Consider the following 22,946-nt stretch of genomic DNA (forward strand, 5'->3'; position numbering starts at 1 on the left):
AATTCCAGGTGGAAAAGGATGGTCATCTTTCAAGAGATGAGAGATGACAAGCATAAGGACCCTCAAATGCTCGGTCGTAAGATGCCCAAAACCCGGGGGCATGACGCCGCACAAACCGCTCCCATCAAAGCTGCCAGCGAGATCGCCGCTTTCCGCCTGACAGTCATCTTCATGCTGACGGTCATTCTGACGTTTCTCGGCGTGGAGGGCTGGCGAACCTGGCGTGACTATCATGCAGCCTTCTCGTCGGCGCGTGATTCGGTCACCAACCTCGCGCGGGCAACCGCGCAACATGCCGAAGATGCCATCCGCCAGGTCGATGTGCTGACCGCCGCCCTGGGCGAGCGCGTCGAAGGTGATGGCTTGCAAAACATCGACGTGCCGCGCATCCACAACTTGCTGGTCCAGCAAGCCAGTTTGATGCCGCAGTTGCATGGGCTGTTTATCTACGGCCCGGACGGCAAATGGATCGTCACCGACAAGGAAATGATCCCGGACCCGGCGAACAACGCCGACCGCGACTACTTCCAATATCACCGCGCCAACACTGATCGAAACGTGCGTATCGGTGATGTCGTCAAGAGCAAATCCACAGACGACCTGATCATCCCGATTTCCCGCCGCTTGAATAACCCGGACGGCTCCTTCGCCGGCGTGCTGCTGGGGACGATCAAGGTCAGTTATTTCGTCGACTATTACGGCGATTTCAAGATCGACGACAAGGGTGCCCTGGTGCTGGCGTTGCGCAACGGCACCATCCTCGTGCGTCGTCCCTTCATCGCTTCGGTCATCGGTCAGAGCCTCGCCGACAGTGAGGTGTTCAAGAACTACCTGCCCTTTTCCAGTCAAGGGATCGCCGAGGTCCGAGCGGTCGTCGACGGCACCCAGCGTCTGTATGGTTACAGAGCTTTGAGCACCTATCCGCTGGTGGTCGAAACCGGCCTTTCCCGCGAATCGATCATTGCGCCGTGGCGCTGGGACCTGATCAAAACCGGTTTCGTGTTGATGTCGGTGATTACTGCGTTCACGGTCTTCGGATTGATTGTCTTGAGGCAACTGCGTCAACGCATGGTGATGGAAAAGGACTTGCGCCGTGCACATCAGGCCATGAAGGACATGGCCTTGACCGACAGCCTGACCGGACTGGCCAACCGTCGGCGACTGGACACTGCCTTGGTTGACGAAATTCGCCTGGCCAGACGCCAGGGTTCGTCGATCTCACTGATCATGATCGATGTCGATCACTTCAAGCTCTACAACGACAGCTACGGGCACGCGGCGGGTGACGATTGCCTGAGCGCCGTCGGCCAAGCGATTGCGCAAGCAGTAAAACGGCCGGGTGATCTGGCCGTGCGCTATGGCGGCGAGGAGTTTTCCGTGCTGCTGCCCAACACCGATATTCGCGGGGCGGCGCTTGTGGCTGAGGAAATACTCGAGGCCATTCGATCCTTGCGGATGGAGCACAAAGCCCATCCGCTGGGTCACGTCACCGCCAGCGCAGGTATTGCGGTTGGCAAGCCGGCCGAACATGAAGTGAGCCCCGCCACTCTTATCGAGTCGGCTGACAAACTGCTGTATGCCGCGAAGCAGAAAGGCAGGGATCGCTACTGTATCGGCGAGGAAGTGCTCGGCGCCTAGCCACCGTTCCTCAACGGCAGCGCAGCATCACGGCAGCGCGAACCCGCTGGACGCCAAACACCGTCATGCGCAGAAATTCCTGGTGACTGACCGGCAAGTGCTGGCAGTCCAGGCCGCGCTTGAGTTTGCTGTGGTCGACATCAGGATCATGCAAGTAAACGAAGTCCTCGTCACACCCGGTGATGATGACCCAATGCGGCGCTTTCAAGCGGGTGAATCGGTAGCTGCTGATCAGCACCAGCGGTTTGTATCCGGCCGCCAACGCCTCGCCGATCTGCAGATATTCACCCAGCACCTGCTCGACTTGCGTGGCCGCCAGGTCTTGGGCAAAGCCGTCCTCGACCAGTTTCATGATCGACTTCTTCTCCGTGCTGCGTACGCCGTGAAGAAAAAGCGAGCCCGCGTGACTGACCTCAAGGCGCACATCGAAACCGCGCCGCCAGGCCGCCAATGCCAGACCCTGAGGACTACAGCCACCGTGCCCCGCCGTCATGAAAATGGTGGTTGCCTCGCGCCATAGCTGGATTTCCTCCGCTCGGGTCATTGCGCGGCTCGGATCGATGGCAGACATGGCCATCAGCAAGCACGCGGCGCCGCAGGTGAACTCGGTGGTCTGCTGGTAATACGGCACTTGGCGCGCGGGCGCCGGTGTTTCGCGCAGGATGCGTTTCTCGTAGCGCAACGCCTCGCAGTGGTCCTCGTAGTAGTCCTCGACGCTGGCAAAGCGCTGGTAGCCGTTGGCTTCGTAGAGGCGGATGGCAGCGCTGTTGTCAGCGCGCACCTCCAGACGCAGCCATGCGCAGTTGCGCGCCAATGCACAGGCCTGGGCCTCTTCCAGCAGACGCTGGCCAAGCTCATGTCCGCGCCACGCGGGGCTGACGGCAATCGAATACAGGCGTCCAAGTGAGGTGCCACGGTGAAAAAGCACCAGTGCATAACCGCAGAGGATTGCGCCCGAGGTGACGACAATCAACGCGGCATTGGCTCGACTGAGCATCCAGCTGAAGTTGCGCTGATTCAACCGGTCGAGGGTAAAACACACCCGCTCCAATTCGACCAGATCGTCGATATCGTCAGTGGATGCAAAGCGAAAATCAAAAGACATGACCGCACCGTAAAGTTTGAGTAACGAACCGGGACAGACCGAAAGGCCCGTGATTTATTGAAGCGGCGTCTTCTTCAACAGGGATTCATTACTCATGTCAGCGGTGCAAGCCAACGTGAACGAAGTATTAGACAAAACTGAGCATTCGACAATCTCCCTCAGCGAGGAACCTCCCAGTATCAAGCCCTCGGGAAGTCGATTGCTCATACTGGTCGAACGCAAAGATGACTGGGCCGATTACCTGCCCAGCGAGAGCCTGATGCTCGCTCAGGATTACCTTGAACACAGCGATGATTTTCCTCATCGCACCCAGGTCATCAACCTCTGCCGCAATTACAAATACCTCGGTCAGGGCTATTACTGCTCATTGCTCGCCGAGGCGCGCGGGCACAAGGTTTTTCCGTCGGTGCGCACCGTCAGCGAGCTGGCGCGCAAAGCGCTTTACGGGGTCGGGCTGAATGATCTGCAACGCACCCTGGAGCGGGCGCTGGCTAATCATCCATACGGCGAAACCGAGGCGTTCACGCTGTCGCTGTACTTCGGCAAGGCCTCGATCGAGCCGCTGCAAGAGATCGGCCGTCAACTGTTCGAGGCGTTCCCCTGCCCTATCCTGCTGGTGGAATTCCGCCGTGGTGAGAGCTGGCAGATCGCAGGCATCAAAGCCGGAGCGCTGCACAAGCTTCGCGACGAACAGCAGCATGTCTTCGCTGACGCACTGGATGCCTTCAATCGCAGAACGTGGCGTCAGCCCGCTTCCAAACGCGTGGCCCGCTACGACCTGGCCATCCTGCATGATCCTGACGAAGCCCTGCCGCCGTCTAACCCCGAGGCATTGCAGCGCTTCATCGCGGCAGGCGAACAGCTGGGTATCGATGTCGAACTGATCGAGAAAAAGGACTACGCGCGTCTCGCCGAATTCGACGCGCTGTTCATCCGCGAAACCACGCGAGTGGATGATCACACCTATCGGTTTGCCAAGAAGGCTGAAAGCGAAGGCCTTGTGGTGATTGACGATCCGTCGTCGATCCTGCGCTGCACCAACAAGGTCTATCTGGCCGACCTGCTCAAGCGTCGCGGGCTGGGCATGCCGGCAACGGAAATCCTCTATAAGGATCGTCCGCAGGAACTCGAAAACGCAGGGCGTCGCCTAGGTTTCCCGTTGGTACTGAAAATCCCCGATGGCTGCTTTTCACGGGGTGTGATCAAAGTCGCCGATGCACAAGCGCTGGCCACTGCCGCGCAGGAGTTATTCGAACACTCGGTGCTGCTGCTCGCGCAGGAGTACTGCTACACCGAATACGACTGGCGCGTCGGCGTGCTCAATGGCGAGGCGCTGTATGCCTGCAGATACTTCATGTCCAAGGGGCATTGGCAGATTTACAACCACAAGGCGCTGCCCGGCGAGATCAACGGGATGTGCGAGGCGGTGCCCGTCGAGCAAGCTCCGCCGGCAGTCGTGCAGCTCGCCGTACAGACGGCTCGACTGATCGGCGACGGCCTCTACGGCGTCGACCTCAAGCAGGCGGGCGATCGGGTCCTGGTCATCGAAGTGAACGACAACCCCAACCTCGATGCGGGTATCGAAGACGCGGTGCTGGGCGACGAACTTTATCGGCGCGTGCTGCAAGCGTTCACGCAAAGGCTCGAGCTCAAACACCGTGGCCAAGCGTGGTGAGCAATGATTGAAGGCTATTGCATTGATTGCGGCGCCCTGCACAGTACATCTGGAGAACAGGCGACTGTCTGGCTGTGTGTCGCCCCGGACGCAGCCGAGCAACTGGATCTGCACAGACTCCTGGGCATTGGCCCACAAGCGATAGAGTCGTCGCTGGACCCTGACGAAGTGGCCCGCATCGAGGTCAAGCCAGATCACCTGTTTATGATCTGGAAGCGCCCGGAAAGCTTCGACGGGCGCGCATTCAACGTTTCGTCCTTCGGCGTGGTGCTGAGCGAAAAACGCTTGGTGGTCATTTGTGCGAGCAACTCGCTGCTCTCGGGTCTTGAGCACGATGCGCAAATGACCGGGCCACTGGACGTGCTGATGGCGTTACTCGCTGAAAGCGTTCATCACTATCTCGGGCATTTGCGCGTGGTCAAACAGATCGCTCGGGAGATCCAACAGCAGTTCACCCGGGCGATGGACAATCAGCAATTGGCGCAGATGTACAACCTGAGCGAAAGCCTCGTGTACTACGTCAATGCGATTCAAAGTAACGGAGCGGTGCTGACCCTGCTGCGCAACCACGGTCAGCGTCAGGGCTTCAGCGACGGTCAACTGGCTGCGCTGAATGACCTGATCGTGGAAAACGAACAAAGCTTCCAGCAGGCCAGAATTCACGCCAAGGTGTTCGCCAACCTCATCGAATCCCACGGCAACCTTGCCAACAACAGCATGAACCGGGCGCTGCGCAAGCTGACGCTGATCAACGTCGTATTCCTTCCCTTGAACCTGATCGCCAGCATCGGTGGCATGTCGGAGTTCAGCATGATGACGTCCGGCGTTCCCTGGTGGATGTCCTTTCCCGTGCTGATCGCCTGCATGGGCCTCGTGGGCGCGGGGATGGTGCTGGTATTGCGGCGCATGGCCTGAATTCAGAGCACATTCTGCTAACGCCTGCGCCGCATGCGGGCGTCAATTGGTCCGGCTGACCACCCGGATATGTGTAATCCCTACCCGCTCGGCCTGCTCGAGAGTCTGCTCTGGCGTCGAATCCGCCGTGGGCATGACCAGGCTGTTTTCCGCATCGCCCAGATGCAGTTCCAGCAGATGCATCGCCGCGTCGTGCTCGGCCAGTTGCGCTTCCTTGAGTTCGAGCAGATAAGTACGAGGCTCGCCATTGAAACGGTATTCGATGTGATAGGTGTACATGTTGTCGTCCGCGTCGGTGAGAAAAGGCAGTGTTTATCCTGACGCGACGGTCAGCTTTTAGTTCAACCTGACTGCCATTTTGCGTTTGCAAACAAACTTTTTGCGCAGCGAAGCGTCCTCTTCTTAACTCTCCATAACAGCTGATCACAGCTAAGGACTGGCAATGACCTTTTTCATCTTCCTTCTGGCCTGCGCGGCGGCGGCAACCACTGGCGTGATGTTCAAACCCGGCCCGTGGTACGAATCGCTGACCAAACCCTCTTTCACCCCGCCTAACTGGGCCTTTCCCGTAGCGTGGACGATCATCTACCTGCTGCTGGCCTGGGCCGGTTATCGCTTGAGCCTGATCCCCGGCAGCCAAACGGTGCTGGCCTTGTGGGCTGCGCAAATCGCCCTCAACACGCTGTGGACGCCGGTGTTCTTCGGCGCGCATCAGGTGCTGGCGGCGCTGGTGATTCTGGCGGTGTTGTGGGTGGTGGTCGCGGTGATGGTCGTGCTCGCCCTGCAACTGGACGTGGTCACCGGGCTGATTCTGTTCCCGTATCTGGCGTGGCTATGCGTCGCGGCGGCATTGAACTGCTCGATCCTGATGAAGAATCGTCTGTGAGCGACTTCCCATGGCCGCAAGGCGAGCGCGAGCTGGCACAGGTTCGCGCGTTCAACAAAAAGCTCGCCTGGCTGCCGCGTTTCAAGATCCGCAATCGCCTCACCCCACGGCTGATTCAGGCGTTGCTGCGGGCGGGTCAGCTCGGCGGCGACGGCAAGCTGCGCCAGCATGGGCTGACCGCCGAACGGAAGATCATCGACACGGTGCCCGTGCGCATCATCCGCCCCAAGGGCAAAGCCAGAGGCGTGGTGCTGGATTTCCATGGTGGCGGCTGGGTGATCGGCAATGCGCAGATGAACGACAACTTCAACATCGCCATCGTCAACGCCTGCGACGTGGCGGTGGTGTCGGTTGATTATCGGCTGGCCGTGTCGACGCCAATCGAGGGCTTGCTGGACGACTGTCTGCGCGCGACTCGCGGCATCTTGAACGATGGCGAATTTGCCGGACTGCCCGTGGTCGTCGTCGGTGAATCGGCCGGCGGACATCTGGCGGCGGCCACCCTCCTCGCGCTCAAATCTTCGCCGCAACGGCTGCAACGGATCTGCGGCGCGCTGCTGTATTACGGCGTCTACGACCTGACCGGCACACCCAGCGTGCGCACCGCGCCCGCCGATACTCTGGTGCTCGACGGCCCCGGCATGGTCGAAGCGTTGCGCCTGCTCACGCCGGATATCAGCGACGAACAACGACGCCAGCCACCGCTGTCGCCGCTATACGGCGATTTCAGCGGACTGCCACCAGCGCTGCTGTTTGCCGGCGACCTCGATCCGCTGCTGGATGACACGCGGCTCATTGCTGAGCACTGGCAACACGCGGCGCCGGTGGAGATGTACGTGCTGCCGGAGTGTCCGCATGGCTTCATCCACTTCCCCACCGCCACTGCTGACCATGTGCTGGCTTACAGCCGCAAGTGGATTTCAGCGCAAGTGGCAAGCTACTCAGCGAAATCCGCCGAAATCAGCCCGGCGCTTTCGTAGCTGCCGATCAACTCATCAAACAACGCAATATCCCCTCGGCTGCGTGCAATCAACTGCGCACCAGCCACCGCAGCGTAAATCGCCCGCGCCCGCGCCTCGCAGCTGTCTTCGTCGGCAGCTCCTGCAGCGATCAACACCTGGGTCAGCCACTCGATATTGACCTCTGCGAACTTCTTCACCTGGTCCTTCACCGGGTCTGGCAGATCCTGATATTCGGCAGCCATGAAGCTGACGAGACACAGCCGATTACCGCTTTCCAGCGAAGTGCGGAAGATCGACGGGTACAACTTCAGGGATTGTTGCGGCTCGGGATTGGCCTCACGAATGTCGTCCAGCGCCTTGGCCGCGTCTTGCCAGTAACGCTCGGCGACTGCCGCGCCGAGGTCGGCCTTGCTGGGAAAGTGGTAGTAGATGCTGGCGTTCTTGATACCCACCACTTCACCAATGCTACGGAAGTTGATGCCGTTGTAGCCGTGGGTCTGCGCCGCTGTTTTGGCGGCGTCCAGAATCGCTTCGCGTGCGTTCACGCTCATGTCTGTGTCCTCGATGACTATCGGTCAATGGGGCGAAGTGTACCCGCGAAAGATTTACCTGCCAATTGGCAGGTAGGGGATTGACAGGAATAAATTCTGGCCGCAGTCTTTGCCTACCAACTGACAGGCAGGGCAACTGAAATGACCGCTAACTCGACTCAAAACGACGCTCACTCCATTTCCGCATTGAAAATCTACGACTGGTACAACGGCCCCTACCCGGCCCGCGTGCGCATCGCCCTGGCGGAAAAATCGCTATTGGCCCGCACCGAATTCGTCTCGGTAAATCTGTGGAAAGGCGAACACAAGAACCCCGAGTTTTTGCGCTTGAACTACTCCGGAACGCTACCAGTGCTGGAGCTGGAAGACGGCACGCTGCTCGCCGAATGCACGGCCATCACGCAATACCTGGACGTCCTCGACGGCAACCCCCTGCTCACGGGCCGCACACCGGTTGAGCAAGGACGGATCCACATGCTGACCAAGCGTGCCGAGATTGAATTTCTCGATGCCGTCAGCGTGTATTTCCACCATGCAACCCCGGGACTCGGCCCGGAAGTGGAGCTGTACCAGAACGCTGAATGGGGCATGCGCATGCGGGACAAGGCTGTGCGCGGCATGCGCTATTTCGACTACTTGCTGCGTCAGCAGCCGTTCGTGGCCGGCACCAGTTTTTCCATGGCGGACATCGCCGTGTTGGGCGGGATGATCTTCTCGGCGCTGGTTGAGCTGGAAGTCCCGGAAGACTGCACGGCACTGCGCGAATGGCACGCGCGCATGCAGCAACGTCCGAGTGTGCAGCAATGGCGCGCGATGGTTGAGCGAGGCGAGCCGTAAAAAACCAGACCAGCAAAAAAGGCGCCTTGATCGGCGCCTTTTTCGTTGTCAGCCTACCTTGATCACAACCTTGCCAAACGCCCCTTTCGCCAGATGCTCATAGGCCTCGCGCGCCTGTTCGAACGGATAGACATGGTCGATCACCGGGCGAATGTCGTGCTCGGCGAGGAACACGTTCATCCGGTCGAAAGATGAACGCGGTGCCACCGCAATGCCGCGAATGGTGGTCTGGCGGAAGATCAGCGGCATCAGGTTCAGCTCGACGGTCTGCCCTGTCAGAAAGCCAATCTGCGCAATCCGCCCCGAGGCCTTGGTCGCTGCTACCGACTGATTGATGCCATTGCCTCCCGCCACATCAAGGAGCAGATCCACACCCTTGCCCTCGGTGAGTTTCAGCACCTCGTCCGCCCAGTTCGGCGTGCTGCGGTAGTTGATACCGGCGATCGCGCCCAGACGCTTTACCGCGTGCAGATTGTCATCGCTGCTTGAGGTTGCGATGACTTTGGCGCCCAGCGCGGTGGCGATCTGCACGGCGAAGATCGATACGCCGCCGGTGCCCTGTACCAACACGGTCTGGCCCGGTTGAATAGCGCCGAAATCCACCAGTGCGTACCACGCGGTGAGTGCGGCGATGGGCAGCGTCGCCGCCTCTTCATCGCTCATGTTGGCCGGCGCGCCGACGGCGCTGTCCTCGTGAATGATCATGTACTCGGCGAGGCCACCGGGCAGCGGCGAACCGAAGCAATAATCCGGCTCGTTCGGCCCCGGCTCGCCGTCAAGCCAGCGCGAGTACAGATGCGAATTGACCCGGTCGCCGACCTTGAGGCGTGTCACGCCGTCGCCGATCGCAACCACCGTGCCGGCGGCATCGCTGACCGGAATCAACGGTTTTGGCACCATGTGCGGCTCATAGATGCCGTCAACGATGGCCTTGTCGCGGAAATTCAGCGAGACCGCGCCGACCTTGACCAACAGCTCGCCAGCCTTGGGCTGCGGCGTTGGCGTCTCGCCGAGTTGCAGATTGTCGAGCCCGAAATCTTTCAGTAACCACGCTTTCATGGTGAGTCTCCAAATGCGTTATTGGCCGCAAACCCTCAGCAGGTTTGCCTTGGGGCCATGATTGGCTTTTACAGCAGCGCAATAAATGCTTGGAAAAAGACATGATTGTTCTATCCTCAGGCAATAAATCCATACGCTGAAACTTGCCGAGAAGTCATGGAATTACTGCAATCGATGCGCCTGTTCGCCCGACTGGCGGAACTGGGCAGCTTCACCAAAGCCGCTGAGTCGCTGGACATCGGCCGGCCGCAGGTCACTCGCTATATTCAGGAACTGGAAACATCGCTGGGCGTGCGCCTGTTCCAGCGCACTACGAGGAAAGTGGCACCCACCGCCGAGGGTGAACTTTTCTATCAGCGGGTCCAGGAAATTCTGGCCGAGATCACCGCCGCCACCACAATGTTCGATCGCACCGGAGCCACGCTGTCCGGCCGCCTGCGCATCGACATACCCACTGCGTTCGCGCAGCTGGAATTCATCAAGAGCCTGCGCGAATTCACCGCCACCTACCCCGGCATCGACATGGTGCTGGGCGTCACCGATCGTGCGGTTGATCTGGTCGGCGAAGGCATCGACTGCGCGCTGCGCATCGGAGAGCTACCCGATTCAACCCTGATCGCCCGCCCTATCGCCCTGGCGACCATGGTCACCTGCGCCGCGCCCGAATACCTGCGCGAGCACGGCACGCCGGAAACGCTTGGAGATCTGGCGAACCATCAAGGCGTGAACTTTCTCTCGGGCCAGAACAACCGCGCCTTGCCCTGGCAGTTTTCAGTTGAGGGCAAACAGAAAAGCTACGTCAGCCGCAAAGGCATTACCGTCACCGAGTCGAACGCTTACGTGCAGTGTGGCGTGTCGGGCTTCGGCATTATCCAGGCGCCGGGCATCGCGGTCGCCGAGCATTTGGCTAGCGGTGCTCTGGTGGAAATTCTGCAACCGCTGCGCCCGACGCCTCGGCCGGTATCGCTGCTGTACCCGAGCCGCACGCATTTGCCGGCGCAGGTGCAGGTGTTTATCGAATGGCTGCAGGTGCGGTTTGTGCAGTTGTATGCGGGGTGGGTGGAAGGTTGAATCTGGCTTTATCGCGCAGTTTCTGCAGCGTGCGCACCTAGGATTTAACACTGATCCCGCGAGCAGCAAAGACTTCACGCGCAGCCGTTATACCGTTCAAGGCGCTGGGAAACCCTGCGTATACGGTCATTTGCAAGATCACATCGACCACCGCCTCCGGTGTGCACCCGACGTTCAGGGCGCCGCCGATATGCACTTTCAGTTGTGGCTGTGCGTTGCCCAGTGCGGTCAGTGCCGCAACGGTTGCCAGCTCACGAGTGCAGTGGTCGAGGCCGGGGCGGGCGAAGACATCGCCGTAGGCAAAACTCAGAATCCAGTCCGCAAGCTCTGGAGCAGTATCCTTCAATGAATCAACCACTGCCTGACCAGGTCCGCCAGTAATCTGCGTCAGAGCGGCTTCTCCGCGCGCTCGACGATCAGTCATCTCCACCGGCGCTGCCACACTGGTCACGCTGGCGCCGATCAATGTGGCGGACAGCAAACGATTGAGACCGGGAAGTTTACGGATCATGGTGATGCTCCTTTTGCTCGAGTTGGTGATAGATCTGAATCTTGTTATCCAGAACCTCCAGGGACTGGCTCAACTGGCTGATCTGCGCTTGCACGTCCCGGCGATGCTGCTCGAGAAGCTCGCGGCGTTCTGCCAGGGTCGAGTCGCCTGATCGACGCAATTCGGCATACCGCAGCATTTGCTGGATCGGCATTCCGGTCGCCTTCAGCCGGAGCAGAAACTCGGCCCACAGCACATCCTTCTCGGCGTATACCCGGTGGCCATTGCCACCGCGCCCAACCGGGTCGAACAGCCCGATGCGCTCGTAATAGCGGATCGTGTGAGCGCTCAAATCAAGGCGCTTGGCCAACTTTGAAATTGTCAGTTCTGGATTCATGTCATCACCGTAAAGGTTTGAGCGCGCTCTAAGTCAATGGCTATTTTCAATCAGTTGGAATCAGACAAACCGCGGGCACTATCCGCGCGGTCCGTCGCTATCAGTCTCGACGGTTCAACCGCTGTTATATTCGCTTTACCAGATATATGACTATGCGTATATTCGGTTATCCGTATCCATTGCTCGGCAATCATGCCGCCGCCTTTCACCATTACGCGTCACGACATCCGCAAGCGCATCAGGCACTTCGTTTTGGTCAAGACAGAAGCTTCTGGAGGACGTATGACAGAACCCATGACCCCCACCACCTTGTTCAAGTGCTTGGCCGACGACACCCGAGCCAAAATTTCCCTGCTTGTCGTGAGCCAAGGTGAACTCTGTGTATGCGAGCTGACGGCAGCGCTCGACCTGAGTCAGCCGAAGATTTCTCGTCATCTGGCGCTGCTGCGCTCTGCCGGTTTGCTCTTGGATCGTCGCCAAGGCCAATGGGTGTACTACCGGGTGAATCCTGATTTGCCCGCGTGGGTGGCTGCAGTTTTGAAGGAAGTGGTAGACGCCAATCAGCAATGGCTGGAAACCGAGGCCAAGCGCCTTTGCGGCATGAGCGACCGTCCGATCAACCAAGCCGTGTGCAACTGATTCACGCCCAACCGGATTAATGAAATGCTGATTGCCGTATTGATCTTTATCGCCACCATCGTCCTTGTCATCTGGCAGCCCAAGGGACTCGGGGTTGGCTGGAGTGCGACGCTCGGTGCCGTCGTGGCGCTGCTGGCAGGCGTCGTTACCCTTGCAGACATACCCGAGGTCTGGCGCATCGTCTGGAATGCCACTGGGACATTCATCGCGGTCATCATCATCAGTTTGCTGCTTGATGAGGCAGGCTTTTTCAAGTGGGCCGCATTGCACGTGGCTCGGTGGGGAGGCGGAAGCACCCGCAGGCTGTTCGCATTTATCGTCCTGCTGGGTGCGGCTGTGTCGGCGCTGTTCGCCAACGACGGAGCGGCATTGATCCTCACTCCCATCGTAATCGCGATGTTGCTGGCGCTGCGTTTTTCTCCCGCCGCGACGTTGGCGTTCGTCATGGCCGCTGGATTTATCGCAGATACGGCGAGCTTGCCATTTGTGGTTTCAAACCTGGTCAACATTGTTTCTGCCGACTACTTCAATATCGGCTTCAACGAATATGCTTCGATCATGGTGCCGGTAAACATCGTCAGCGTGGCGGCGACATTAGCCATGCTGCTGTGGTTTTTCCGCAAAGATTTACCAAAGACCTATGACCTCAACCAACTGGACAATCCGGACGAGGCAATCCATGACCGTGCCACTTTCGTAGCCGGCTGGTGGGTGCTGGCACTACTCCTGATCGGCTTCTTTGTCATTGAGCCATTGGGGGTGCCAATCAGCGCCATCGCAGCGGTCTGTGCCTGCATTCTCTATGTCATCGCGGCTCGTGGTCATGCCATCAACACAAGCAAGGTGCTCAAAGAGGCGCCATGGCAGGTGGTGATTTTTTCTTTGGGTATGTACCTGGTTGTTTATGGCCTGAAGAACGCCGGCCTGACCGACCACATCGCGCAGATCCTGAACGAGTTCGCCGGTTATGGCGTTTGGGGCGCGTCCCTTGGTACAGGGCTGCTGACCGCATTGCTGTCTTCGATCATGAACAACATGCCCACCGTTCTGGTAGGCGCCTTATCCATTCATGCCGCCGAAGTCGACGGTGTAGTCCAGCAAGCGATGGTTTACGCCAACATCATCGGCTGCGACCTGGGCCCGAAGATCACCCCGATCGGGAGCCTGGCCACGCTGTTGTGGCTGCACGTGCTCGCCCGGAAAAACATAACGATCAGCTGGGGTTACTACTTCAAGACCGGGATCGTGCTGACCTTGCCCATCCTCGTCGCCACATTGTCCGCCCTGGCACTGCGCCTAAGTTTCTGAATCAAGGAATCGTCTGATGAAAATCTTGTTCATGTGCACCCACAACAGCTGCCGCAGCATTCTGTCCGAGGCGCTTTTCAACCACTTGGCGCCCGAGGGTCTAGAAGCCATCAGCTCGGGAAGCTTTCCCAGTGGCCGGGTGAATCAACGGGCACTGCAAACGCTGGAGGCGGCGGGCATCTCTACGGCGGGCTTGAGCAGCAAGGCTTCGGATGCTTTTGAGGGCTCGCCTCCCGACATCGTCATTACCGTCTGTGATCGCGCTGCTGGAGAAGCATGCCCGATCTTCTTCGGCCCAGCCCTGAAGGCGCATTGGGGGCTGGCCGACCCGTCTGAGGCTAGCGGGTCGGAAGCCGAGATCACCGCTGCATTTGAAACCACACTCGCCAAAATCCACGAGCGCGTGAGCGCATTTCTTGCGCTGCCACTGAAGACCATCAGCGCTGAACAGTTGAAAGCTGAACTGAACCGCATCGGTTCGCTTTGAAGATCAACCGAGGCGGCACCCAACCAGGCGCCGCCGTAGGAGCTTATATGCAAGACACATTGCCGAACGTCCATGCCGAACTGATCGACATTCCTTCGCTGGAGCAACTGTCGCCTCGTAATCCTTCGGAGCATAAGCCTCGCATTCTGCTGCTATACGGATCGACGCGAGAGCGCTCATTCAGCCGCCTGGTCACGCAAGAAGCGGCACGCCTGCTGAAGGAGTTTGGCGCCGAAACCAGGATTTTTGACCCTGCGGGTCTGCCGCTGCCTGATGACGCACCCGACACGCATCCCAAAGTCGTGGAACTGCGCGAGCTGATGCAATGGTCAGAGGGTCAGGTGTGGTGCTCTCCTGAGCGTCACGGCTCCATGAGTGCCGTGTTCAAAGCGCAGATCGACTGGGTTCCGCTGGCGCTGGGCGCTGTACGACCTACGCAAGGCAAAACCCTTGCTGTGATGCAGGTCTGCGGCGGCTCGCAGTCCTTCAACGTGGTCAATCAGTTGCGGGTACTTGGCCGCTGGATGCGGATGTTCACCATCCCGAACCAGTCTTCTGTGGCCAAGGCGTTCACCGAGTTCGATGAGGCCGGACGTATGAAGCCTTCTTCGTACTACGACCGCCTGGTGGACGTGATGGAAGAATTGATGAAGTTCACGCTGCTCTTGCGCGATCGTCAGGATTACCTGGTCGACCGTTATTCCGAGCGCAAGGAATCCGCCGAAGAGCTGTCCAGACGAGTCAACCAGCGTTCCATTTGATGCCCGTGTGCGGAACCGGTATGAGCCGCGCCACGATCTTTCACACGTTGAGGCCTTTGCGCCGGGAGGATGCTGGTGAGTCAGAATTCGAAACTTGATGTCGTGGTCATTGGTGGTGGCCAATCCGCGCTGACTGTCGCTTATTTTTTGAAGCGCACAGGCTTGTCTTACGTACTGCTGGATGCCGAGCCGGGACCAGGAGGCGCCTGGCGGCATGGCTGGGATTCGCTGCGGCTCTTCTCGCCGTCGGCATGGAGTTCGATTGCAGGCTGGCCGATGCCGGCCCTGTCCGAGGGGACGCCCGGGCGGGACGACGTTGTCGAATATCTGACTCAGTACGAGCGCCGGTATGACTTCCCCATCATCCGCTCCACGCGGGTGACCCGTGTCGAGAAGATCGAAGGCGGCTTGCGTGTTATCTCAAAGGACAACCACTGGGACGCCAAAGCGGTTATCAGTGCAACAGGCACCTGGAGCTGCCCGTTCGTACCAGACTATCCCGGCCAGGCATTGTTTGCAGGCAGGCAGCTTCATTCCGCTCATTACGTCGGGCCGAACGAGTTTGCGGGTAAAACCGTCCTTGTCGTCGGTGGCGGCAACTCCGGCGCCCAGATTTACGCCGAGGTCTCCAAAGTGGCGCAGGCAACCTGGGTCACGCAACAGGCCCCAACGTTCCTACCTGATGAGGTGGATGGACGCGTCCTGTTCGAACGCGCTACTGCTCGACTGAAGGCGCAGCAGGATGGCGTGGAGCCTCAACAGCCCGTTGGAGGACTGGGCGACATTGTCATGGTGCCACCAGTCAAGGAGGCTCGCGAGCGCGGTGTGTTGAGCGCGGTACGGCCGTTCACGCGCTTTACTTCGACAGGGGTTGTGTGGTCATCGGGGATCGAGACAAAGGTGGACGCTGTCATCTGGTGCACGGGATTTGCTCCGGCGCTCGATCACCTGAACAACCTGAACATTGTAGGCCGGGATGGCAAAGTGATTGTGGACGAAAGCCGAAGCGTTGCGGTACCCGATCTGTGGCTGGTGGGTTACGGCGACTGGACGGGGCTCGCTTCTGCCACATTGATCGGCGTAACCCGCACCGCCCGGGATGTAGTCAGGCAAGTGCAAAGCTATCTCACTGGCGGAACCTGATTGCTCGCGCCGACAAATTCGCGCGAACTTACTGTGATGCGACTTCAAGCTCGGGGAAGATGATTGGCTCCAGCGGTGGAGTCGCCTGGTTCAGGCCGAGTCGCCAGTAGCCGACATCGTGCCATTTTCCAAGCTTGAACCCTACCTCCGGGTACATGCCGATTTGGGTGAATCCTAGTGACTCATGCAGGCCCACGCTGCCTTCATTTGGTTGCGCGATCCCAGCGTAGGCTGAGTGAAATCCCTGCTTTTCGAGAATCGAAAGCAAGGTCCCGTAAAGTTCTCGGCCGACGCCCTGACGACGAACTGATTCTGCGATGTACACGGTCACATCAACGGCCCATCGGTAGGCCGGACGTGCGCGATGCTGACTTGCGTATGCATAGCCTTTGATCTCGCCCTGCTCTTCAGCCACCAGATAGGGATAAGTCTGAAGCGTCTTAGTTATCCTATGCGCAATTTCCGTAATGCTCGGCGGTGTTTCTTCGAAAGAGATCGCAGTATTCAGAACGATTGGGGCATAAATGCGCTGGATGGCATCTGCATCGGTTGCCGCCGCCGTACGGATATTCAAAGCCATGGAGGGTCGTCCTTGAGAGGAAGCCTGAACCTTAGCTTTTCCAAGCCACTTTTCAATATCAACGAATGCAATATCGGTATTCAGTGTCGGAATCTCGCCTTGAAGCCTGAAGGTCTGTAAAACCATCTCAGCGAGCAGAATCAGGCAAATTGCGAACAGTATCCGCTTAACGCCGACACCGCCCTGCCCCCTAATCTGAACCCATGCAGAACACACCACTGCAACGGGTTAACCAGAGACTGATCTGAACGACCCGGACCTCAATCGAAATTTGACCGGAGTCACCGCCATGAAAACTGTAAGCCAACTGATCGCCGTCGCCACCTTCGCCCTCAGCGCCAGCGCATTCGCCGTACCGAGCAATCAGGAAGATCGTTTCTTCACCCAGGTCAGCGAACCACAGCAGACTGTTGCTGCCGATGGCTCGGAACGTACGCCGCAGGGCCAGGCTCTGGCGGAAAACGGCCGCAACCGCCTCGAGGAACAAGGCCTGGTTGAAGACGGCTATGACAAGACCCCACAAGGCCAGGCCATCGCTGCCGACGGCTCAGACCGCACCCCACTGGGTGAGGCCCTCGCCGCTGATGGATCGGACCGTACACCGGGTCGTCGCGCAGCTTAAGCGCGTGTTGCCGAGACAGGAAAAGTCCTGCGGGTTTGAGACCTGCAGGACTTGTCCGTCTTTTGAGGCAAGACCTGATCGAAAACTCTATGGATAGGAACAGGCAATACTTCGATCCGATTCGGCATCGTCCGCCAGCGTTATCGGCCCTAGCATGGCCTCTCCAATTGCCTGCTGGAGTACAGATCCATGAAGACTCTTTTCATCACCGGTGTCAGCAGCGGCTTCGGCCAGGCGCTGGCCAAAGAAGCGCTCGCTCAAGGTCACAGGATTATCGGCACAGTGCGCAGTGAATCCGCTCTGGCAGCCTTCGAAGCGCTGTCGCCCGAGCGCGCGCATGGGGTGGTTTTGGACGTTACCGAGTTCGATGCCATCGATGGGGTGGTTGCGGCTGTGGAGGATCGTCACGGCCCGGTGGACGTGCTGGTCAATAACGCAGGTTATGGCCATGAGGGGATTTTCGAAGAGTCATCGCTGCAGGAAATGCGCCGCCAGTTCGACGTCAACGTATTCGGCGCGGTGGCGGTGACCAAGGCGTTTGTCCCGTATTTCCGCCAGCGCCGCGCGGGGCATATCCTCAATATCACTTCGATGGGCGGCCATATCACCTTGCCCGGGATCGCGTACTACTGCGGCAGCAAGTTCGCTCTGGAGGGCATCTCCGACACCTTGAGCAAGGAGCTTGCGCCCTTCAATATTTTTGTCACCGCTGTGGCGCCGGGGTCATTTCGCACCGACTGGGCGGGCCGCTCGATGCAGCGCACACCGCGCAGTATCAGTGACTACGACGCAAGCTTCGATCCGGTGCGCAAGGCCCGGGAGGAGAAAAGTGGCCATCAGTTGGGCGATCCGCAGAAAGCTGCACGGGTCATGCTGACGATCATCGACAGTCCAAACCCACCGGCTCACCTGCTGTTGGGCAGTGATGCGCTGGCGCTGGTGCGTGACAAGTTGCAGCGCACGGCGGAGAGTATTGAGCAATGGGCAGCGCTTAGCCGCTCGACGGATGGCTGAAAGATCAAAAGCACCCTCACCCCAGCCCTCTCCCGGAGGGAGAGGGAGCCGATCGCGGGTGGATTCAACCCCCGCGTTCGGCACGATATTACAGGTCGGCGTAGTACCAGAAAGCACCACGGTCAGTCCCCTCTCCCTCTGGGAGAGGGCTAGGGTGAGGGCTCTGTCTGACACCCCGCCAATCAGCCAGACAGGTTCAAACCCGCCTTTTCACAAGGAAACCCACAGCCCATGCCGAAACCGAAAGACCCGCTCACAACGCGCATGGTCCAGCTAATGAGCCAGCTCGCCCCGCTGGAAGGTTACAACCTGAGCCCGCTGGGCGATGTGCGGTTCCTGCGTTCCAACCGACCGCTGACCCGCACGCCGGTGTTGTACGAACCGGGCATCGTGATCCTTTGTCAGGGGCGTAAACGCGGTTATCTCGGCGATGAAGTCTACGTCTACGACGCTCAGCATTATCTGGTGGTGTCGGTGCCGGTACCCTTCACCATGGAAACCGATGCCAGCGAAACCGAGCCAATGCTCGCGGTGTACGTGCGTCTGGATTTCGCCCTGGCCGGCGAGCTGATTCAGCAAGTGGATGAGCGGTGGGAATTTCCCACAGCGCAACCGATGGGCATGTACGCCTCGCCTCTCGACGAACCGCTGCGCCGGTCAACCCTGCGTTTTCTTGAAGTGATGAGCGACGATGCCGACGCGCAAATCCTCGGCCCGGCGATGCTGCGCGAGCTCTACTACCGCATCCTCACCGGCGAACAAGGTGGCACCCTGCGCGCCGCCATCGCCCAACAAGGCCAGTTCGGCAAAGTGACCCGAGCCATCCACAAGATCCACAGTTGCTATCAGCAACATCTCGACGTAGAAACCCTGGCAGAGGAAGCGCAAATGAGCGTGCCGAATTTTCATCTGCACTTTCGCAAGGTTACCGATTCCTCGCCGATGCAGTACCTGAAATCGACGCGTTTGCACCAGGCGCGATTGCTGATGCTGCGTAACGACCTGACCGCGGCAAAAACTGCATTTCTGGTCGGCTACGAAAGCGCCTCGCAATTCAGCCGCGACTTCAAACGCCTCTTCGGCCGCACACCGCTAGCGGAAGTGGCGTGGATGAAACAGGCCTATGCGCTTCCGGCACCGACGAGTGCTTCGCCGTTTGTGTCTTCGCACTGACTTCACCCGCGTCTTGAACAAACAGAAATCCACATTGAAGGGAAGAAAGTGAATCTGAGAGCTGAGATCGAAAACGCATTTGGACCCCAGGCATTCGCCCGTCCGCTTTTCTATTCCTGGCCGGGAGGATTGCGTTTCGAACTCTCCGAAACGGGCGGAATGATCGAGCAATTCCTGACCGCTATGCGCAAATCCATCACCATCTGCGGCGACATTTTCCAAGGGGATGCATCGTTTGTAGCGTGTCTGCGTATTCATTCCGGTCGCAATCGATTCGCCCACCGCAGCACTCTTCGCGCCCTTAAATCTGCTGGCATCGATACTCCATCAGCGCTGTGCATCTGGAGCGAAGAAATAGATAACGAGGAATGGTTCACCGAGGAAGAGCCGGAATATTGGGTCAACGTCGCCTTCGAAGCGTCTATGGCGAGCATTCAAGCATTACTCTGGTGCGCATTGGCCAAGGACTTCGGTGCTATCCAACCGCGTGCGAACTGTGCTGTCTACCTGTTCAATCTGCCCAAGCGAGTCATGGTCTTTCCCTATGACGACCGAGGCATGGATGTGGTTGGGACCAATACCGAACTGCTTTCGCAGCTTTATCAACGACACTATGCCTGGCTGCTCGACCATGACCGAGCAGCGATGGATGCGACATTCGGCAGGCTGAAACGACAGGTCAGCCACCTGCATCAGGATGGGATCATGAACACCACGGCCATTCCCGAAGGTTTCACTCCATTCACCCGCAGCAGCCCATTGCTGGATCTGCTCGGCCCGATCTACGCCAGAGGCCACGGCCTGCAATTGGAGTTGGGCCTACTGACCGACTCCCGCCATGCCAATGGTCGCGGCACTTTGCATGGTGGTGTATTGGCGACTTTGGCCGATGTCGGCATGGGCTACGCCATGGCCTTTTCCAGCGATCCGCCGCAGCCGTTGATCACCGCGAGCATGACCCTGGATTATCTCGGTGCGGTGCAAATCAACGAGTGGCTCGAAGTGCGTCTTGAACACTCCAAAAAGGGCCGCCAACTGGCGTTTGCTGGCGTCAGTCTGCACGTCGGTGAGCGAACGGTCGCGCGAGCCAGTGCCGTGTTCGCCGTGCCGATGAATTGAATCGACTGACTCGACTCATCGACCCAGCTGGACGGCAGGCCGGGATTTGCCGCCCCGCCCGCACGGTCATTACCTTCAAGGCATTGTGTTCGCCATCGTCACCCCATACGCAGCCAGAAGCATATCCGCCGCCCGCTCACCAATAACGACACACGGCGCCATCGTGTTGCCAACGGTAATGCGCGGCATGATCGAGGCATCTGCAACGCGCAGCCCATCGATCCCGTACACGCGCAATTGATGGTCAACCACCGACAGCGCATCGCGGCCCATTTTTGCCGTACACGACAGGTGCCAGTAGGTCATCGCCGAGTTGCGGATGAACTGTTCCATAGCGCGGTGTTCTCTCGGCCCGGGCACCACTTCGCGCTTGATCAGCCCATTGAAGGCCTGGCTGTTGCCGAGTGCGCGGCACAGTTCGATCGACGCATGGGCTGCGGCCATGTCCTCGGGCTCGCTCAGGGAGTTCGGCTCAATGATCGGTGCATCCAGCGGCCCAGCACCCGACAACCGCAAGCGTCCGCGACTGGCAGGTCTGGCCAGCCCGGCGAACATGGTCCAGCCATGCTCCGGCGGCTCGATGGCGACCTCTGGCGGAGACGGTACCGCGAATGCCAACTGGCACTGCAACAGATCCGGGGCTTCCAGGCGACTGTCGCTTTTCCAGTACAAGGTGGTTTCGCATCCGCTGCCAGCGACCGCTTGGGGTTGTTGGTATTCCCACGTGCAGCCGAAAGCCAGGTGATCCTGCAAATTCTCGCCGACACCGGGTAAATGAACGACCGGTGCGATGCCGTGTTTTCGCAGTTCATCCGCCGGGCCGATGCCCGACTGCATGAGCACTTTCGGTGATTGCACCGCGCCCATGGACAGGATGACTTCAGCTGCGGCATGAAAGCGCCGCCGCTCGCCGGCGATCAACACTTCGACACCGACGGCCCGGGTGCCGACCAGCAACACGCGGGTCACTAAGGCTCCGGTCAGCACCGTCAGGTCGGGACAATGCAACCTTGGCTGGATGTAGGCGTCGTAAACCGATTCGCGCTTGCCCTGTTTGATGCGCAGGTCGGTGACAGCGATCCCACCTGCGCCTTCCATCATCTCGCCATTGGGACTGTCGAATCGGGGGATGCCCAGATCGCTGGCCGCCTCCAGCGTTGCCCACGCAAGGGGTTGAGGCGTGGCCGGCTGTTCGACATGTACCGGCCCACCTGAACCACGCCGGGTGGCGTCCGGGCTGCCTTGCCAGTTTTCGATCCTGCGGTAGTAATCGAGCACCGATGCGTAGCCCCAGGCCGGGTCGCCAGACTCGGCAGCAAAATGCTCCCAATCGGCGCGATGGCCGCGCGACCAGACCATCACGTTGATGCTCGAACCTCCGCCGAGCCCCTTGCCCATGCTCAGCGGGAGCCGTCGACCGTTGAGGCGTGGATCGGCTTGCCCCTCGAATGCCCAGTCGCGCGTGGAGCCGAGGTTCAGCGGCCATTGCGCCGGTTCGGTCACCTCGGGGCCCGAATAGTCTTCGCCGGCCTCAATCAGCAGAACCCGTGCGCCTGACTCATCGGCAAGCCGCGCAGCGACCACGCAGCCCGACGTGCCGGCACCACAGACAATGAAGTCATAGTCGTGATCGCTTCGAGGGTCCATACGCCCGCTCCCCTTCGATGCCGCGATCACTGTTCAGCAACGCTGTGCACGGCTTTGAGAATCACCGCCGCGACTTGCGCCGGCTGCGACTGCTGCGGGACATGGCTGGCGTGCACCTCTGCAAGGGTCGCACCGATGCGCTTGGCGGCAGACCGCTGGACGTCGGGATGAATCATCCGGTCTTCGGTAGCGAGCAGGTACCAGGACGGCTTGGTTTTCCAGGCCGAAGCGGTGGTTTTATCTTCGAAAGCCGAGGCCTTGATCGGCCCTTGCGTGGCGGTCATGACGGCGGTCTGCGCGGCCGGCAGATCCTGAGCGAAGTCCTTGGCCATGCCTTCAGCGGTGAGATAGAGGAAGCCGTTACCGTCGGCCTTGATCTGACTGATGCCCGGCGGCGTCGGCGCACCTTTGCCCTGTTCGCCACTGGTTTGCCCGGCCTCTGGCGCGAAGGCGGCGACGTACACCAGAGCGCTGACTTTCTGGTCGCTGCCAGCCTCGGTGATCACCGTGCCACCCCAGGAGTGACCGACCAGCACCACCTTGCCCTGCTGGTTGTTCAGCGCGCGGCGCGTGGCGGCAACGTCGTCGGCCAGCGAGGTGAGCGGGTTTTGCACAACGGTAACGGCCACGCCTTTGGCTTGCAGCAGTGGCACCACTTTGGCCCAGTCGGAACCGTCGGCGAAGGCGCCGTGTACGATCACCACCGAAGGCGTTGTATCCTGCGCGTGGCTGGCGCCAGCCATGAACGTACTGGCCAGGGCAAAGGCGACGGTTGCGAATTTCGATTTGATTGTTTTCATTGGATGAGCTCCTGTTCGGGAGTTCAGAGTGTGCTGGCCGGCCTGCGATGTGGGCATCGGTCAATTA

At 59.4% G+C, this 22,946-nt stretch carries 25 protein-coding genes and 1 pseudogene; 17 read left to right on the plus strand and 9 right to left on the minus strand.

Annotated features, from left to right (window positions below):
* Window positions 1-66: 66 nt before the first annotated feature.
* Window positions 67-1,638, plus strand: a complete 1,572-nt coding sequence (locus tag D8U70_RS25340; protein ID WP_130930029.1) for a sensor domain-containing diguanylate cyclase — start codon at window positions 67-69, stop codon at window positions 1,636-1,638.
* A gap of 10 nt (window positions 1,639-1,648) precedes the next feature.
* Here the strand turns inward: D8U70_RS25340 and D8U70_RS25345 are convergent, their stop codons facing one another.
* A complete protein-coding gene (locus tag D8U70_RS25345) occupies window positions 1,649-2,743 on the minus strand; it encodes a GNAT family N-acetyltransferase/peptidase C39 family protein (protein ID WP_130930030.1) in 1,095 nt (364 codons plus the stop codon).
* 94 nt (window positions 2,744-2,837) lie between these two features.
* On the opposite strand from D8U70_RS25345, the gene D8U70_RS25350 reads away from it, so the two are divergent.
* On the plus strand, window positions 2,838-4,418 hold the full coding sequence (locus D8U70_RS25350; RefSeq protein ID WP_071171957.1) for a RimK family protein: 1,581 nt from the start codon (window positions 2,838-2,840) through the stop codon (window positions 4,416-4,418).
* A gap of 3 nt (window positions 4,419-4,421) precedes the next feature.
* Complete coding sequence (locus D8U70_RS25355) at window positions 4,422-5,333, plus strand: magnesium transporter CorA family protein (protein ID WP_130930031.1); 912 nt, start codon at window positions 4,422-4,424, stop codon at window positions 5,331-5,333.
* Window positions 5,334-5,375: 42 nt separating this feature from the next.
* On the opposite strand, the gene D8U70_RS25360 is transcribed toward D8U70_RS25355, so the two are convergent.
* Window positions 5,376-5,612: a hypothetical protein gene (locus D8U70_RS25360; protein WP_177433999.1), complete on the minus strand. Its 237-nt coding sequence runs from the start codon at window positions 5,610-5,612 to the stop codon at window positions 5,376-5,378.
* Window positions 5,613-5,775: 163 nt separating this feature from the next.
* Here D8U70_RS25360 and D8U70_RS25365 point away from each other — a divergent pair, with 163 nt between their 5' ends.
* Window positions 5,776-6,219: a TspO/MBR family protein gene (locus D8U70_RS25365; RefSeq protein WP_041480509.1), complete on the plus strand. Its 444-nt coding sequence runs from the start codon at window positions 5,776-5,778 to the stop codon at window positions 6,217-6,219.
* Window positions 6,216-7,199 (plus strand): alpha/beta hydrolase fold domain-containing protein, encoded by a 984-nt coding sequence (locus D8U70_RS25370; protein WP_241664694.1) that lies wholly within the window; start codon window positions 6,216-6,218, stop codon window positions 7,197-7,199. Before D8U70_RS25365 ends, D8U70_RS25370 begins: the two co-directional genes overlap by 4 nt.
* Here the strand turns inward: D8U70_RS25370 and D8U70_RS25375 are convergent.
* On the minus strand, window positions 7,157-7,732 hold the full coding sequence (locus D8U70_RS25375; RefSeq protein ID WP_110645749.1) for a TetR/AcrR family transcriptional regulator: 576 nt from the start codon (window positions 7,730-7,732) through the stop codon (window positions 7,157-7,159). The two genes, D8U70_RS25370 and D8U70_RS25375, sit on opposite strands and share 43 nt — an antisense overlap.
* Before the next feature lie 141 nt (window positions 7,733-7,873).
* Between D8U70_RS25375 and D8U70_RS25380 the strand changes: the two genes are divergently transcribed.
* Window positions 7,874-8,569, plus strand: a complete 696-nt coding sequence (locus D8U70_RS25380; protein ID WP_130930033.1) for a glutathione S-transferase — start codon at window positions 7,874-7,876, stop codon at window positions 8,567-8,569.
* A 48-nt stretch (window positions 8,570-8,617) separates the two neighbouring features.
* Here D8U70_RS25380 and D8U70_RS25385 read toward each other — a convergent pair whose 3' ends face one another.
* Window positions 8,618-9,628: an NAD(P)-dependent alcohol dehydrogenase gene (locus tag D8U70_RS25385; RefSeq protein ID WP_130930034.1), complete on the minus strand. Its 1,011-nt coding sequence runs from the start codon at window positions 9,626-9,628 to the stop codon at window positions 8,618-8,620.
* Window positions 9,629-9,784: 156 nt separating this feature from the next.
* Between D8U70_RS25385 and D8U70_RS25390 the strand changes: the two genes are divergently transcribed.
* The gene (locus D8U70_RS25390; protein WP_130930035.1) at window positions 9,785-10,699 is read left to right on the plus strand and encodes a LysR family transcriptional regulator; all 915 of its coding nucleotides are present in this window, start codon (window positions 9,785-9,787) and stop codon (window positions 10,697-10,699) included.
* A gap of 37 nt (window positions 10,700-10,736) precedes the next feature.
* Here the strand turns inward: D8U70_RS25390 and D8U70_RS25395 are convergent, their stop codons facing one another.
* Together D8U70_RS25395 and D8U70_RS25400 are read right to left on the minus strand one after the other, a co-directional pair.
* Entirely contained in the window at window positions 10,737-11,123 is a 387-nt protein-coding gene (locus tag D8U70_RS25395; protein WP_038861560.1) for a carboxymuconolactone decarboxylase family protein, read from the minus strand.
* Between the two features lie 76 nt (window positions 11,124-11,199).
* Window positions 11,200-11,586, minus strand: a complete 387-nt coding sequence (locus tag D8U70_RS25400; protein ID WP_016774345.1) for a MerR family transcriptional regulator — start codon at window positions 11,584-11,586, stop codon at window positions 11,200-11,202.
* A gap of 282 nt (window positions 11,587-11,868) precedes the next feature.
* Here D8U70_RS25400 and D8U70_RS25405 point away from each other — a divergent pair, with 282 nt between their 5' ends.
* The 5 genes from D8U70_RS25405 (at window position 11,869) to D8U70_RS25425 (ending at window position 15,924) form a co-directional block, all read left to right on the plus strand.
* The gene (locus D8U70_RS25405) at window positions 11,869-12,225 is read left to right on the plus strand and encodes a metalloregulator ArsR/SmtB family transcription factor (protein ID WP_122610110.1); all 357 of its coding nucleotides are present in this window, start codon (window positions 11,869-11,871) and stop codon (window positions 12,223-12,225) included.
* 24 nt (window positions 12,226-12,249) lie between these two features.
* Window positions 12,250-13,533, plus strand: a complete 1,284-nt coding sequence (locus D8U70_RS25410; RefSeq protein ID WP_073475042.1) for an arsenic transporter — start codon at window positions 12,250-12,252, stop codon at window positions 13,531-13,533.
* A 16-nt stretch (window positions 13,534-13,549) separates the two neighbouring features.
* Window positions 13,550-14,020 (plus strand): arsenate reductase ArsC, encoded by a 471-nt coding sequence (locus tag D8U70_RS25415; protein ID WP_073475044.1) that lies wholly within the window; start codon window positions 13,550-13,552, stop codon window positions 14,018-14,020.
* Between the two features lie 47 nt (window positions 14,021-14,067).
* Window positions 14,068-14,781 carry an arsenical resistance protein ArsH gene (arsH, locus tag D8U70_RS25420; protein ID WP_073475046.1) on the plus strand — a complete coding sequence of 238 codons (714 nt, stop codon included), beginning with the start codon at window positions 14,068-14,070 and terminating at the stop codon, window positions 14,779-14,781.
* 69 nt (window positions 14,782-14,850) lie between these two features.
* Window positions 14,851-15,924, plus strand: a complete 1,074-nt coding sequence (locus D8U70_RS25425) for an ArsO family NAD(P)H-dependent flavin-containing monooxygenase (RefSeq protein ID WP_073475048.1) — start codon at window positions 14,851-14,853, stop codon at window positions 15,922-15,924.
* Between the two features lie 28 nt (window positions 15,925-15,952).
* Here the strand turns inward: D8U70_RS25425 and D8U70_RS25430 are convergent, their stop codons facing one another.
* Entirely contained in the window at window positions 15,953-16,504 is a 552-nt protein-coding gene (locus tag D8U70_RS25430) for an arsinothricin resistance N-acetyltransferase ArsN1 family B (protein WP_073475408.1), read from the minus strand.
* A gap of 289 nt (window positions 16,505-16,793) precedes the next feature.
* Here D8U70_RS25430 and D8U70_RS25435 point away from each other — a divergent pair, with 289 nt between their 5' ends.
* The 5 genes and pseudogenes from D8U70_RS25435 to D8U70_RS25455 all read left to right on the plus strand — a co-directional run bounded on the left by D8U70_RS25435 (window position 16,794) and on the right by D8U70_RS25455 (window position 20,432).
* Window positions 16,794-17,126, plus strand: coding sequence for a hypothetical protein (locus D8U70_RS25435; RefSeq protein ID WP_125916013.1), 333 nt, complete (start codon window positions 16,794-16,796; stop codon window positions 17,124-17,126).
* Between the two features lie 189 nt (window positions 17,127-17,315).
* Entirely contained in the window at window positions 17,316-18,140 is an 825-nt protein-coding gene (locus tag D8U70_RS25440) for an oxidoreductase (RefSeq protein WP_130930036.1), read from the plus strand.
* A 231-nt stretch (window positions 18,141-18,371) separates the two neighbouring features.
* Window positions 18,372-19,313: an AraC family transcriptional regulator gene (locus tag D8U70_RS25445; RefSeq protein WP_130930037.1), complete on the plus strand. Its 942-nt coding sequence runs from the start codon at window positions 18,372-18,374 to the stop codon at window positions 19,311-19,313.
* 531 nt (window positions 19,314-19,844) lie between these two features.
* A pseudogene (locus tag D8U70_RS28160) lies at window positions 19,845-19,949 on the plus strand (DUF3885 domain-containing protein); the annotation flags it as partial.
* A gap of 69 nt (window positions 19,950-20,018) precedes the next feature.
* Window positions 20,019-20,432 (plus strand): PaaI family thioesterase, encoded by a 414-nt coding sequence (locus D8U70_RS25455; RefSeq protein WP_130930068.1) that lies wholly within the window; start codon window positions 20,019-20,021, stop codon window positions 20,430-20,432.
* 75 nt (window positions 20,433-20,507) lie between these two features.
* Here the strand turns inward: D8U70_RS25455 and D8U70_RS25460 are convergent, their stop codons facing one another.
* Both D8U70_RS25460 and D8U70_RS25465 read right to left on the minus strand, forming a co-directional pair.
* On the minus strand, window positions 20,508-22,079 hold the full coding sequence (locus D8U70_RS25460; RefSeq protein ID WP_130930038.1) for a GMC family oxidoreductase N-terminal domain-containing protein: 1,572 nt from the start codon (window positions 22,077-22,079) through the stop codon (window positions 20,508-20,510).
* A 26-nt stretch (window positions 22,080-22,105) separates the two neighbouring features.
* Window positions 22,106-22,879 (minus strand): alpha/beta hydrolase, encoded by a 774-nt coding sequence (locus tag D8U70_RS25465; protein ID WP_130930039.1) that lies wholly within the window; start codon window positions 22,877-22,879, stop codon window positions 22,106-22,108.
* Between the last annotated feature and the right edge of the window lie 67 nt (window positions 22,880-22,946).

It is taken from the genome of Pseudomonas sp. Sample_20 (assembly GCF_004307585.1).
Classification (GTDB): domain Bacteria; phylum Pseudomonadota; class Gammaproteobacteria; order Pseudomonadales; family Pseudomonadaceae; genus Aquipseudomonas; species Aquipseudomonas atacamensis.